This window comes from Flavobacterium xinjiangense, assembly GCF_900142885.1.
Lineage (GTDB): Bacteria > Bacteroidota > Bacteroidia > Flavobacteriales > Flavobacteriaceae > Flavobacterium > Flavobacterium xinjiangense.
Genome location: NZ_FRCL01000018.1, coordinates 1 through 12,944, shown reverse-complemented (window position 1 = coordinate 12,944; position 12,944 = coordinate 1). Strand labels below are relative to the sequence as shown.

Genomic DNA, 12,944 nt, shown 5'->3' with positions numbered 1-12,944 from the left:
TTTTGGCTCCGCCGTAAAAATAAATATTTTAAAATCAGTTCGTCAAATATAATTCAAAATTTGTGCCTTTTTATGCAAAATCCAGAGGTTTTTATTCTTGCTATCGAAAGTTCATGTGATGATACAGCTGCTGCTATTTTACAAAACGATAAAGTCTTGTCAAATGTTGTTGCTAATCAGTTAATTCATACTCAATATGGCGGCGTAGTTCCTGAACTAGCTTCTCGCGCACATCAGCAAAATATAGTACCGGTAATTGATGCTGCACTCCGAAAAGCAAAGATACAAAAAGAACAGCTATCAGCAATCGCATTTACCCAAGGACCAGGATTGATGGGATCTCTTCTTGTTGGCAGCTCATTTGCAAAATCATTAGCATTAGCATTGAAAATTCCTTTGATTGCTGTAAATCACATGCATGCTCACATATTAGCTCATTTTATCGATGAAGAAGGATTTGAAAAACCTACTTTCCCGTTTTTGGCGTTAACAATTAGCGGAGGACATACCCAAATTGTGCGAGTTAATGATTTTTTTAACCTGACTATTATAGGAGAAACCACTGATGATGCGGTTGGCGAAGCTTTTGACAAGAGTGCAAAAATACTTGGTCTTCCCTACCCTGGCGGTCCTTTAATTGATAAACATGCGCAATTAGGAAATCCTAAGGCTTTTGTATTTACAAAACCAAAAGTTCCAGGATTAGATTTTAGTTTCTCCGGATTAAAAACAGCCATTTTATATTTTATTCAAAAGAAAAAGCTTGAAAACCCTAAATTTATTGAAGAAAATTTGGATGATATTTGTGCCTCTATTCAGTTTACAATAATTGAAATTTTAATGGATAAATTAAAATTAGCTGTAAAGGAAACAGGAATAAAACAAATCGCAATTGGAGGTGGTGTTTCTGCCAATTCAGGAATCCGAAAAACATTAAAAGAAACGGAGAATAAATATGGATGGAAAACATTTATTCCTAAATTTGAATACACTACGGATAACGCTGCAATGATTGGAATTGTAGGTTACCAAAAATTTTTAACTAAAAATTTCGAAACTTCATCTGTTGTTTCTAAAGCAAGAATACAATTCTAAATTATGCAATTATTTTATAATATAAATATTAATGAAACCACTGAAAACTTTTCTTTTGATAAAGAAGAAAGCAAACATATTATTAAAGTATTACGAAAAAAAGATACTGATATTCTCTATGTTACCAATGGCTTAGGTTTATTATTTAAGACCGAAATTACTTTAGCTTCTGACAGTAAATGCACAGTGAAAATTATTTCTTTCGAAAAATCAGCAACTCCTAAATTTCATTTGCATTTAGTCGTAGCTCCAACCAAAATGAATGATCGTTTTGAATGGTTTTTAGAAAAAGCTACTGAAATTGGTATTCATGAAATCACCCCTATTATTTGTGATCGATCCGAAAGAAAAGTAATCAATACCGAAAGATTTGAAAAAATTCTATTGACTGCCATGAAGCAATCTAATGTATTATTTCTTCCTAAATTAAATAATGCTATACCGTTCAAAGAATTTTTGAAACAAAAACAACAAGGATTAAATTTTATAGCTCATTGCGAAGAAACAGATAAAAAAACTCTAAAAACAGCCTTAAAACCGAATGAAAATGTTACAATACTCATTGGTCCTGAAGGAGATTTTACAGAAAAAGAAATCGAATTAGCACTTGATTCAAATTATATTCCGGTTTCTTTAGGAAATACCCGATTAAGAACAGAAACTGCCGCAATTGTTGCGTGTCATAGCGTAGTTTTTGTTAATGAAAATTAATAATTAATAACTTCTTGCGAGTCATGAAAAAAATATTTTACATAGTATTTCTAGTATCTATTTCTTCATTTTCGCAAGAAATAGCTTTATTAAAATATGGTGGTGGAGGAGATTGGTATGCTAACCCAACTTCATTGCCCAATTTAATAAAATATTGTAATGCGAATATAAACACTAAAATAAAATCGAAGCCAGGAACTGTTGAACCAAGCAGTCCCGATTTACTTTCCTATCCGTTCGTCCATATGACTGGACACGGAAATGTAGTGTTTAGTGATAGTGATGTAATTAATCTTAGAAATTATTTATCAGCTGGCGGTTTTCTTCACATTGATGATAATTATGGCATGGATCAATACATTAGAAAGGAAATTAAAAAAATATTCCCTGGTACTGATTTAGTAGAAATCCCTTCAAATCATGCCATTTTTCAGAAACCGTACCTTTTTTCTAGTGGATTACCTAAAATACATGAGCATGATGGCAAACGACCACAGGCTTTTGGAATATTTGTAGAAAACAAATTAGTACTGCTTTATACCTATGAATGTGACTTAGGCGACGGTTGGGAAGATCCCGAAGTACATAACGACCCAATAGAAGTTCGTGAAAAAGCACTAAAAATGGGGGCTAATATCATAAATTATATCTTTAATTAGTAGTTAAAAAGGACAATCATAACTTTCCTTAATTATTTTTCATAAAATAGTTCTTTTTTTATTCATTAGTTTGTCCAAACATTTCGTTTTTAACTTAGAATTATTGTAGTATTTATAAACAATTCTCCTCTCTCCTTTTTATAGCTTTTCGAAGCTACCATTGACGAAGTACTTCAAAAAATAGTGTTGTAGTACAAATTTACCTGATACGAAGGAATTAAATATGATTATTTAACAACTTTGAAAATAGGCGCTTCAACGTTACATATTCATTTTTATTATTTTTAGAAATATTTTTTTATTTAAAAAATTGTTATATAATTGCAGTAATATTAACCAAAACCAATATTTTATAACAAAAGCCCTTATTTATTATGAAAAAAATTCTTTTAACCGCAACTGCATTTTTAATGCTTTTCTCTTGTCAAAATGACACAACTGAATCAACAACGCAAAATGCTACTGCTCTTACCAAACGTAGTTGTGCATCTCAAGATGTATTAGCTGCTCAATTAAAAGCTGACCCTACTTTAGCTTTAAGAATGAACCAAATTGAAGCTTTTACCCAAAATGCTATGCTAACCAATCGTTTAGTAAACGGAAAAGTTGAGATTCCAGTTGTGGTAAATGTTTTATATCGAACAACTGCTGAAAATATCTCTTTAACACAGATTCAATCTCAAATTAATGTACTGAATCAAGATTTTAACGCAACAAACTCTGATTTTAATAAAGTTCCTTCTTTATTTTCAGGTGTAAAAGCAAATGTTGGAATCACATTTGTATTAGATCAAGTAATTAGAAAATCTACAACTAAAACTTCATGGGGAACTACTGACACCATGAAAAAAACAACTTATGGCGGAATTGCTCCTACTTCACCTACTACAAAACTTAACTTATGGGTTTGTACAATTGGTGGTGGGATCTTAGGCTATGCACAATTCCCAGGTGGAGCATCTTCAACTGATGGAGTAGCTATTGATTCTAAATATGTCGGATTATCTGGAACTGCTAGTGCTCCTTACAACTTAGGAAGAACTGCGACGCATGAAGTAGGACACTGGATGAATTTACGTCATATTTGGGGTGATGCTAATTGTGGAAGTGATTTAGTATCTGACACACCAACTCATAACGATGCAAATTATGGTGTTCCTGCATATCCACATTACAGTACATGTTCAGGAACTCCGGTAGAGATGACTATGAACTACATGGACTATACTGATGATAATGCAATGTATATGTTTTCAAATGGACAAAAATCAAGAATGTCTGCTATTTTTGTATCAGGTGGTGCAAGATCAGGATTCGGAATATAATTTTTAAATTTTAAGATTCTAAAACTCGCTACTTGTTAGCGAGTTTTTTATTTAAAAGTAAGTCAAAGGAAATAGTATTAATCCACTTGGCATAAAATACTACAATTTGCTTCCCATAATTCACAACGCTAATATGTAGTTCCTTAAATTAATCTCTTTGCCCTAAATTAGTTTTCAAATAATAATAAAAAAATTCATTTTTTATGACTAAAACAACCACGTAATTCCAATAGCTCCACTTTACAACTTTTTTGAAAGTATTCTTATAATAATTTAATTAATGAACTAAATACGATAATCATTGACAAGTATTCAGTTAAAAAGTCACATTAATTATTTAATTGTAAGGTAAAACCTCATAACAGACAAATTAACTTTACGAAAACGATATAGTCGGTAGATTTTTCTTTTAAATATATTTTTTTTATTCAAAAAATTGTTATAGAATTGCATTATTATTAACCAAAACCTATCTTTTATAACAAGTAACCCCAATTAATTATGAAAAAAATTCTTTTAACTGCAACGGCATTTTTAATGCTTTTCTCTTGTCAAAATGACCAAACAGAATCTACTGCTGCTGCAACAAATGCTACAGCTCGTCGTTCATGTGCATCACAAGATGTTTTGGCTGAACAATTAAAAGCTGATCCTACTTTAGCTTTAAGAATGAACGAAATTGAAGCCTTTACAAAAAAATCAATGTTAACTAACCGTTTGGTAAATGGTAAAGTAGTAATTCCAGTTGTCGTAAATGTATTATACAGAACTGCTGCTGAAAATATCTCTGATGCTCAAATTCAATCACAAATTGACGTATTAAACAAAGATTACACTGCAACAAACGCTGATTTTAGTAGTACTCCTGCTGAATTTGCTGGTGTAGCTGCAAATGTTGGGATCACTTTTGAATTAGTGAAGATTAATAGAAAATCAACAACTAAATCTTCATGGGGAACTAGAGATGCAATGAAAAAAACAAAACAAGGAGGTTTAGATCCTACAACACCTACAACAACATTAAACATGTGGGCTTGTACAATTGGCGGTGGTATCTTAGGATATGCTCAATTTCCTGGAGGTTCTTTAGCAACCGATGGAGTTGTTATCGACTCTTTCTACTTCGGTTTATCAAGCGCTGCAAGTGCTCCTTATAATTTAGGAAGAACTGCTTCACATGAAGTAGGTCACTGGATGAATCTTCGTCACATATGGGGAGATGCTTCTTGTGGAGATGATTTAGTTTCTGACACTCCGGTTCACAAAACTTCAAACTTTGGTGTGCCAACTTATCCTTATGTAAGTACATGTTTACCTGCTCACAACGAAATGACAATGAACTACATGGATTACACTGACGACAGAGGAATGTATATGTTTACTAACGGTCAAAAATCAAGAATGTCTGCTTTATTTGTTTCAGGTGGAGCAAGATCAGGTTTCGGAATATAATTTTTTAGATTTTAGAATTAAAACTCGCTACTTGTTAGCGAGTTTTTTTTTGACTTAACATTTAGTGATTAATCTTCCCAACATGATTGTAGTACAACATAATTTCAAGCTTATAAATCCAATTTTAACAAATAATAATCGTAAATTTATTGCTATTATTTTGACAAACAGTGATTTATAATCTTAAAAACTATTATTATGAAAAAAATTATTTTAACTACAACGGCATTTTTGATGTTATTTTCTTGTCAAAATGACCAAACAGATTTAAATTCCTCTACCACAAAAGCTATTGTACAACGAACATGTGCTTCACAAGACGTTTTAGCTGAACAATTAAAAGCTGACCCAACTTTGGCTTTAAGAATGAATGAAATAGAAGCTTTTACAAAAAAATCAATCTTAGCTAACCGTCTAGTCTATACAAAATTAGTAATTCCAGTAGTTGTTAATGTGTTATACAGAACACCCGCCGAAAATATCTCTGATGCACAAATACAATCGCAAATTGATGTCCTAAACAAAGACTTTACTGCAACAAACCCTGATTTCAGTAACACTCCTGCTGAGTTTGCTGGTGTAGCTGCAAATGTTGGTATCACTTTTGAATTAGTTAAGATTAATAGAAAATCAACTACTAAAACTTCGTGGGGGACCAGAGATGCCATGAAAAATTCAAAAAGAGGAGGATTAGATCCTACTTCTCCAACCACAACTTTAAACATGTGGGCGTGTACTATAGGAGGTGGGATTTTAGGATATGCACAATTTCCCGGAGGTTCTTTAGCAACTGATGGAGTTGTTATCGATTCTTTCTACTTTGGTTTATCAAGCGCGGCAAGTGCTCCGTATAATCTAGGTAGAACTGCATCTCACGAAATAGGCCACTGGATGAACCTTAGACATATTTGGGGTGATGCTTCATGTGGGAACGACTTAGTTTCTGACACTCCGGTTCACAAAACTGCAAATTTTGGTGCACCAACGTATCCATACGTAAGCGCCTGTTTACCAGCTCACAATGAAATGACAATGAATTATATGGATTACACTGACGACAGAGGAATGTACATGTTTACTACTGGTCAAAAAGCAAGAATGTCTGCTTTATTTGTTTCGGGTGGTGTAAGATCAGCTTTTGGAATATAATTTTTAAGATTTTACATTTTAAAACTCGCTACTTGTTAGCGAGTTTTTTTATCTTTATATCCTAAAAAGTATAAATGATCACATCAAAAATTATAGCCAATGGAATATTGAGAGCAGTAATCGTACTGGTTTCAGTTGCTCTGTTTCTTTATTTTCTATATCAAATTCAATCGGTGCTGATTTACCTTATCATTGCATTAATTCTTACATTAATAGGGAATCCCATTTTAGATTTTTTTAAAAGAAGACTTAAATTCAATCATACATTCGCAACAATTACAACTTTGCTCCTATTCATTCTTATCATAGCTGGGTTTGTTATGATGTTTATACCTTTGATATTATCTCAAGGTCAGAATTTATCTCTTTTAAATACTGCAGAGATTGAAAAAAGCATTATTCAATTAATCAATCAAATTTCCATTTTCCTAGAAAGCCACCAGATTGATTCCTCAAGAATTTTAAAAGAAGCGGATATTACCTCCAAAATAAATTTTAATCTTATCCCTAATTTTTTAAATGTAATCTTTGGCACAATCAGTAGTTTCGGAATGGGATTGGCCTCCGTTTTATTTATTACTTTTTTCTTTTTGAAAGATCGATTATTATTCATTTTAGGAGCAAAAAAAATAATACCAGATAGCCACGAGGACCAGATTTTGAATTCTTTAGAAAAAATAAATCACCTATTGTCACGCTATTTCATCGGTTTATTAATTCAATTATTTATCGTTTTCCTGTCGTATATTATTGTTTTACTCATTTTTGGGATTCCAAACTCGATTGTCATTGCATTTTTATGTGCCGTATTAAATATCATACCTTATATTGGACCATTAATAGCCTCTATTTTAGCAGCGATTCTTACTATGATTAGTAATTTAGGAAGTGATTTTCAATCTGAAATTCTACCCACTACATTGTATGTTCTGTTAGGTTTTTGGATAGTTCAAATTATTGACAATAATGTATCGCAGCCCATTATTTTTTCAAAAAGTGTAAGTTCTCATCCGCTAGAAATATTCCTTGTGATATTAATGGCAGGCTTTCTTTTTGGCATTTTAGGAATGATTGTAGCGGTTCCACTTTATACCATACTAAAAGTAATAGGCAAAGAATTTTTTCCAGAGAATAAAATAATTCAGCTGTTAACTAAAAATATTTAATTTTGAATGTAAATATTCTAAATTCTGAAATTCAAGAATTTATAAAAAAAAATATTGGAATCTCTATTTCAAAATTAGCATTGCAGAAGAATCCTTTTCCAGAAGTAGAATGGATTTCTATTTTGAATCAAATAGAAGCCAAAACAAAAAGTAAAGACAAACTCCCAACTTGGTTTTCGACAAAAAATATTATTTATCCAGCTAAAATTTCTATTGAACAAACTTCTTCCGAAAAAACAGCTTTGTACAAATCTACTATTGTTTCCGGGGCTAGTTTAATCGATTTGACTGGAGGTTTTGGTGTAGATGATTTTTATTTTTCAAAAAAAATAAAAGCAGTTGCCCATTGCGAAATTAATCCAGATTTATCAAATTTGGTAAAACACAATTTTGAACAATTGGAAGCAAAGAATATCACTTGTTATTCAGGAGACAGCTTAGCAACTTTAACATCATTAAACAAAAAATGGAATTGGATTTATATTGATCCTTCCAGAAGGAATGATGCCAAAGGCAAAGTTTTTATGCTAAAGGATTGCTTACCAAATGTTCCCGAAAATATAGACTTCTATTTTAAAAACTCGGATTCAATTTTAATAAAAACAGCGCCGTTACTCGATATTTCAGCAGGTTTATTAGAACTTAAAAATGTAAAAACTATTCATATTGTTGCTTTAGAAAACGAAGTAAAAGAACTGCTGTGGGAATTACACAAAGAATATAATGGAGCAATTACGATCAAAACGGTAAATATCGTTAGGGAAAAATTAGAAACATTTGATTTTGTATTAAACGAAGAATCAAAATTACCCCATTTTTGTTTACCTCAAAAATATCTGTATGAGCCCAATAGCGCCATTATGAAATCAGGAGGCTTTGACGAAGTAAGTACTTATTTTAAGCTTAACAAACTTCATAAGTTTTCTCACTTATATACCTCAGAAGAATTAATAGATTTCCCAGGAAGAATTTTTGAAATTGTAAATACAATACCATACAATAAAACAGAGATAAAAACACATTTAGAAAACAAACAAGCCAATATAACGATTAGAAATTTTCCTGATGCAGTGGAAAGTATTCGAAAAAAATGGAGAATAAAAGACGGAGGAAATGTTTTTTGTTTTTTTACAACTGATGAAAATAATCGCAAAATTGTTTTAATTTGCAACAAAATAAAATAAAAATGAAACAACTGATTGCACTTACTTTATTACTTATAAGCTTTACTTCATTTGCTCAAAAACCATGTGAGTTCAACATAGATGTTACCGATTCTCTAGGTACTTATAAATCGACAAAAGAATATATTATTTCGGAGCAAAATTTTGCCGGTAATACAAACTATATATTTTTTTCAATAGCTTTAACAGATGGTTTACCTACCTTGAATGTTCAAATGCTTCAAAAAAGCAAAGGATTCTTGAAAGCAAATTGTTTTGATAAAAATTCGAAATTATTTTTACAGTTAAACAATGGAAAAATAATCACTTTAATTCATATCGATGAAGAAAATTGTGGCTCTTTGATTCGGGATGACAAAAATTTTGACAATCGAGTAATTACAGGCAGTTTTATGTTTCTGAAAGATAGTTTTGAAGAATTAAAAAATTCACCTGTATCGTTGATGAGAATTAAATATTTAACCGATACTGAAGATTATGTGGTCAAAAAAGAATTTACTTCTGAGTTGAACAATCAGGTTTACCAACCTGAAAAATTCTTTATCAATACCATCCCGTGTATCGAATAATCAATCACAGTTCCATTTAACATTTGAAATTTTATCATTCAACCCTGATTTCAAGTTATAGTGCCACCATTCAGAATCGAATGAATTAAAATTGGCATTTGTCATTTCTTCCTTTAACAACATTCTATTTGCCTTCACTTCTTGGGATAAGTCAGTGAAATTGTGCCCTGCTTCTTTGCCGAAAAAATCAAAAGGAGTTCCCATATCTAGTTCTTTTCCATCAATAGAAACCAAAGTTATGTCGACTGCTCCTCCTCTATTATGAATGGAACCTTTGGCGGGATTTGCAACATATTCCGGGTTAGAAACAATCTTCCACATTTTTTTTTGAATATCCAAAGGGCGGTAACAATCAAAAATTTTGATTTTATAGCCCTTTTTCTTGAATGCAGTATTCACTTCAATCAATGCTTTCACCGTTTTTAAGCGAAGAAAACATTCTGCACAATTATATACTTTTGCTTTTAAGAAATTATCAGTTGTCGCGTATTTCATGTCATACACAAAATCTTGACTATAGTCTTTTAAATTCACTAAGGTAGTATCACTAATAGACGTATTTTCTTCTTTTATTTTAGTACTTGCAACTTGTGATTTACAGGAAACCATCCCCACAAGAAAACAAAAAAGAATACCAGATTTTAAGTAGGAAGTCATAAAATATTATTTTTTTATAAAAATAAGATAAATTAGGGCTTTACATCAGATATAAAAACAAAAAAACCGATACTAATTAAAGTATCGGTTTTTGTGAAGGCAGAAGGATTCGAACCTTCGACCGCCTGCTTAGAAGGCAGGTGCTCTATCCAGCTGAGCTATGCCTCCATTGCTCATGTAAAAAAAACTAGTCGGGGTGGCAGGATTCGAACCTGCGGCCTCCTGCTCCCAAAGCAGGCGCGATAACCGAGCTACGCTACACCCCGAAAAACAAAATATAAAGCGGAGGGACAGGGACTCGAACCCTGGCACCGATTACTCGATGACAGTTTAGCAAACTGCTCCATTACCACTCTGGCACCCCTCCAAACTCAAGGAAACGTGTCCTGTTTTGCGGTTGCAAATTTAAGACATCTTTACGTTACTCACAAGTATTTGAACCCTTTTTTTTAATATTTTTTGCCCTTTTTATAAAAACACTTCACAATCAAACATATACAGTTCAATAAATATTAAAAATATATTAAGATGCAATCAAAATATGAAATTCTATAAAAAAGATTAAATTTGCTACATAAACTAACATTATATATATCATGAACAAAAGAGTTGTTATTGTGTCTGCCGTTAGAACACCTATCGGAAGTTTTATGGGAGGATTATCTGCAGTCCCTGCACCAAGATTAGGGGCGGTTGCTATAAAAGGAGCTTTGGATAAAATTAATTTAGATCCAAATTTAGTTGATGAAGTGTTTATGGGTAATGTTGTTCAGGCTGGCGTAGGACAAGCTCCTGCTCGTCAAGCGGCTTTATTTGCTGGTTTACCAAATACTGTAGCTTGCACAACTATAAATAAAGTGTGTGCTTCAGGAATGAAATCAGTAATGTTAGGCGCACAAGCAATTATGTGCGGTGATGCCGAAATTGTTGTTGCCGGTGGTATGGAAAATATGAGTATAATTCCGCACTATATGCATTTGAGAAATGGAACAAAATTTGGTCCAACAACCATGATTGACGGAATGCAAAGAGATGGATTGTCTGATGCCTACGATAACAACGCTATGGGCGTATGTGCTGACTTATGTGCATCTGAATATAAATTTACTAGAGAAGAACAAGATAACTTCGCAATTCAATCGTACGAGCGTAGCGCAAGTGCATGGAAAGACGGGAAATTTGACAATGAGGTCGTTTCAGTTCAAGTTCCGCAAAGAAAAGGTGATCCAATAATTGTTTCTAAAGACGAAGAATTTACAAACGTAAAATTAGATAAAATCCCAACATTGAACCCCGCATTTACAAAAGATGGTACGGTAACTGCCGCTAATTCATCTACAATAAATGATGGTGCCGCTGCAATCGTTTTGATGAGCGAAGAAAAAGCAATTTCATTAGGATTAAAACCATTAGCTTACATAAGAAGTTATGCTGATGCTGCGCAAGAACCTAAATGGTTTACAACAAGTCCATCAAAAGCGATTCCTAAAGCTTTAGAGAAAGCAGGATTAGCCATAAGCGATGTAGATTATTTTGAATTTAACGAAGCATTTGCTGTAGTTGGATTGGCTAATGCCAAAATTCTAGGATTAGAAGACACTAAAGTAAATGTAAATGGTGGTGCTGTATCCCTAGGTCATCCATTAGGATGCTCTGGCGCCAGAATCATCGTAACATTATTGAATGTTTTGGAACAAAACAACGGTAAAATTGGTGCAGCTGCAATTTGCAACGGTGGCGGTGGAGCTTCAGCAATTGTTATCGAAAGAGCCTAAATAATTATGAATTGTGAGTTATGAGTTTTACAACTTATAACTCGCATTTCTTCACTCATAAATTAACCTAAATGTTTGGAATTTGTAACCTAGCAATGATACCTCTTCGGTTTGAAGCCAGTGATAAAAGCGAAATCGTTTCACAAGTTTTATTTGGTGAACATTTTGAAATTTTGGAACAACAAAAGCAGTGGTCCCTTATCAAAATGCAATATGATGGTTATGAAGGCTGGGTAGATTCTAAGCAGTTCCAAATAATTTCTGAATCAAGTTACAATCAGTTATCGACTGAAGCTATCATTCTAAATGCAGATTTAATAGAATATATAACTGGTCCATCCAATTTATTGATGCCAATTCCTTTGGGTTCTTCCTTGTCTTTTATAAATCATTATGAGATAAATACATCAGGTTTTGACTTTGAAGGAACAAAAACAAGTGGAGAAAAGAATAAAGAAAACTTAATCTCTACTGCTTTCATGTATTTGAATGCACCATACCTTTGGGGAGGAAAAACTCCTTTTGGTATTGATTGTTCTGGGCTTACTCAAATGGTTTATAAACTGAATGGTTACAAATTACTACGAGATGCTTCACAGCAATCAACACAAGGAGAAGCTTTAAGTTTTATCGAGGAAAGTGAACCTGGCGATTTGGCTTTTTTTGACAATGAGGAAGGCAACATAATCCATGTAGGGATAATTATGGATGACAATTATATTATTCATGCAAGCGGAAAAGTTCGAATTGACCGATTAGATCATCTGGGAATATTTAATTCTGAAACAAATAAGCATACCCACAAACTTAGAGTTATCAAAAAAATTATTTAAAAAAAAACCTATCAAGATATAGACTGAACCCAAAAGTTTGGACAAATTTATAATTAATTTTGATAATAATGAGCTCGATATTGTATCGGGCTCATTTTGTTTAAATTTGATTTAATTCTTATGCTATTGTAATAGTTTATATATTTTTTAATTTCCCGCTTTAGTTCTTCTAAACTTGCAAATTTTTGTATGTAAAACAGTTCTGATTTTAGTATTCCAAAGAAGTTTTCAATAATGGCATTATCTAAACAGTTCCCTTTTCTAGACATACTTTGTTTAATTCCTTTTTCTTTTAACAAGTATTGGTATTGTTTCATTTGATATTGCCAGCCTTGATCTGAGTGTAAGGTCAGATTAGTGTTGTTAGGT

At 32.4% G+C, this 12,944-nt stretch carries 13 protein-coding genes and 3 tRNA genes; 11 read left to right on the top strand and 5 right to left on the bottom strand.

Features of this window, described 5'->3' with window-relative positions:
- Nucleotides 1-72: 72 nt before the first annotated feature.
- The 9 genes from tsaD (at nucleotide 73) to BUC23_RS15790 (ending at nucleotide 9,310) form a co-directional block, all read left to right on the top strand.
- Nucleotides 73-1,095: a tRNA (adenosine(37)-N6)-threonylcarbamoyltransferase complex transferase subunit TsaD gene (gene tsaD, locus BUC23_RS15830; RefSeq protein WP_073211232.1), complete on the top strand. Its 1,023-nt coding sequence runs from the start codon at nucleotides 73-75 to the stop codon at nucleotides 1,093-1,095.
- Between the two features lie 3 nt (nucleotides 1,096-1,098).
- Nucleotides 1,099-1,806 carry a 16S rRNA (uracil(1498)-N(3))-methyltransferase gene (locus BUC23_RS15825; RefSeq protein ID WP_073211229.1) on the top strand — a complete coding sequence of 236 codons (708 nt, stop codon included), beginning with the start codon at nucleotides 1,099-1,101 and terminating at the stop codon, nucleotides 1,804-1,806.
- A gap of 23 nt (nucleotides 1,807-1,829) precedes the next feature.
- The gene (locus BUC23_RS15820) at nucleotides 1,830-2,465 is read left to right on the top strand and encodes a DUF4159 domain-containing protein (protein WP_073211227.1); all 636 of its coding nucleotides are present in this window, start codon (nucleotides 1,830-1,832) and stop codon (nucleotides 2,463-2,465) included.
- Between the two features lie 374 nt (nucleotides 2,466-2,839).
- Complete coding sequence (locus BUC23_RS15815) at nucleotides 2,840-3,790, top strand: zinc metalloprotease (protein WP_073211224.1); 951 nt, start codon at nucleotides 2,840-2,842, stop codon at nucleotides 3,788-3,790.
- A gap of 501 nt (nucleotides 3,791-4,291) precedes the next feature.
- Nucleotides 4,292-5,242: a zinc metalloprotease gene (locus BUC23_RS15810; RefSeq protein WP_073211221.1), complete on the top strand. Its 951-nt coding sequence runs from the start codon at nucleotides 4,292-4,294 to the stop codon at nucleotides 5,240-5,242.
- A gap of 198 nt (nucleotides 5,243-5,440) precedes the next feature.
- Complete coding sequence (locus BUC23_RS15805; protein WP_073211218.1) at nucleotides 5,441-6,391, top strand: zinc metalloprotease; 951 nt, start codon at nucleotides 5,441-5,443, stop codon at nucleotides 6,389-6,391.
- Nucleotides 6,392-6,465: 74 nt separating this feature from the next.
- Nucleotides 6,466-7,557, top strand: a complete 1,092-nt coding sequence (locus tag BUC23_RS15800) for an AI-2E family transporter (protein ID WP_073211215.1) — start codon at nucleotides 6,466-6,468, stop codon at nucleotides 7,555-7,557.
- A 2-nt stretch (nucleotides 7,558-7,559) separates the two neighbouring features.
- Nucleotides 7,560-8,741, top strand: coding sequence for a THUMP-like domain-containing protein (locus BUC23_RS15795; RefSeq protein WP_073211210.1), 1,182 nt, complete (start codon nucleotides 7,560-7,562; stop codon nucleotides 8,739-8,741).
- Nucleotides 8,742-8,743: 2 nt separating this feature from the next.
- Entirely contained in the window at nucleotides 8,744-9,310 is a 567-nt protein-coding gene (locus BUC23_RS15790; RefSeq protein WP_073211207.1) for a hypothetical protein, read from the top strand.
- Here the strand turns inward: BUC23_RS15790 and BUC23_RS15785 are convergent, their stop codons facing one another.
- The 4 genes from BUC23_RS15785 to BUC23_RS15770 form a co-directional block, all read right to left on the bottom strand.
- Nucleotides 9,311-9,967, bottom strand: coding sequence for a M15 family metallopeptidase (locus tag BUC23_RS15785; RefSeq protein WP_073211204.1), 657 nt, complete (start codon nucleotides 9,965-9,967; stop codon nucleotides 9,311-9,313). It abuts the gene before it with no gap.
- Nucleotides 9,968-10,061: 94 nt separating this feature from the next.
- A tRNA-Arg gene (locus BUC23_RS15780) sits at nucleotides 10,062-10,135 on the bottom strand.
- Nucleotides 10,136-10,158: 23 nt separating this feature from the next.
- Nucleotides 10,159-10,233: transfer RNA gene (locus tag BUC23_RS15775), tRNA-Pro, on the bottom strand.
- Between the two features lie 17 nt (nucleotides 10,234-10,250).
- Nucleotides 10,251-10,334, bottom strand: a tRNA-Ser gene (locus BUC23_RS15770).
- 229 nt (nucleotides 10,335-10,563) lie between these two features.
- Here BUC23_RS15770 and BUC23_RS15765 point away from each other — a divergent pair.
- Together BUC23_RS15765 and BUC23_RS15760 are read left to right on the top strand one after the other, a co-directional pair.
- Nucleotides 10,564-11,742, top strand: coding sequence for an acetyl-CoA C-acyltransferase (locus BUC23_RS15765; protein ID WP_073211201.1), 1,179 nt, complete (start codon nucleotides 10,564-10,566; stop codon nucleotides 11,740-11,742).
- A 71-nt stretch (nucleotides 11,743-11,813) separates the two neighbouring features.
- The gene (locus BUC23_RS15760; protein ID WP_073211198.1) at nucleotides 11,814-12,575 is read left to right on the top strand and encodes a C40 family peptidase; all 762 of its coding nucleotides are present in this window, start codon (nucleotides 11,814-11,816) and stop codon (nucleotides 12,573-12,575) included.
- Nucleotides 12,576-12,628: 53 nt separating this feature from the next.
- Here the strand turns inward: BUC23_RS15760 and BUC23_RS15755 are convergent.
- Nucleotides 12,629-12,944: IS3 family transposase (locus tag BUC23_RS15755; RefSeq protein ID WP_139259937.1), on the bottom strand; the 316-nt coding region annotated here is incomplete at its 5' end.

What these genes read in the sequence shown, in the direction of transcription:
- BUC23_RS15760 (WP_073211198.1), top strand. Translation starts at nt 11,814, where the DNA reads ATGTTTGGAATTTGTAACCTAGCAATGATACCTCTTCGGTTTGAAGCC.
- tsaD (WP_073211232.1), top strand. Translation starts at nt 73, where the DNA reads ATGCAAAATCCAGAGGTTTTTATTCTTGCTATCGAAAGTTCATGTGAT.
- BUC23_RS15805 (WP_073211218.1), top strand. Translation starts at nt 5,441, where the DNA reads ATGAAAAAAATTATTTTAACTACAACGGCATTTTTGATGTTATTTTCT.
- BUC23_RS15815 (WP_073211224.1), top strand. Translation starts at nt 2,840, where the DNA reads ATGAAAAAAATTCTTTTAACCGCAACTGCATTTTTAATGCTTTTCTCT.
- BUC23_RS15790 (WP_073211207.1), top strand. Translation starts at nt 8,744, where the DNA reads ATGAAACAACTGATTGCACTTACTTTATTACTTATAAGCTTTACTTCA.
- BUC23_RS15825 (WP_073211229.1), top strand. Translation starts at nt 1,099, where the DNA reads ATGCAATTATTTTATAATATAAATATTAATGAAACCACTGAAAACTTT.
- BUC23_RS15765 (WP_073211201.1), top strand. Translation starts at nt 10,564, where the DNA reads ATGAACAAAAGAGTTGTTATTGTGTCTGCCGTTAGAACACCTATCGGA.
- BUC23_RS15785 (WP_073211204.1), bottom strand. Translation starts at nt 9,967, where the DNA reads ATGACTTCCTACTTAAAATCTGGTATTCTTTTTTGTTTTCTTGTGGGG.
- BUC23_RS15820 (WP_073211227.1), top strand. Translation starts at nt 1,830, where the DNA reads ATGAAAAAAATATTTTACATAGTATTTCTAGTATCTATTTCTTCATTT.
- BUC23_RS15810 (WP_073211221.1), top strand. Translation starts at nt 4,292, where the DNA reads ATGAAAAAAATTCTTTTAACTGCAACGGCATTTTTAATGCTTTTCTCT.
- BUC23_RS15800 (WP_073211215.1), top strand. Translation starts at nt 6,466, where the DNA reads ATGATCACATCAAAAATTATAGCCAATGGAATATTGAGAGCAGTAATC.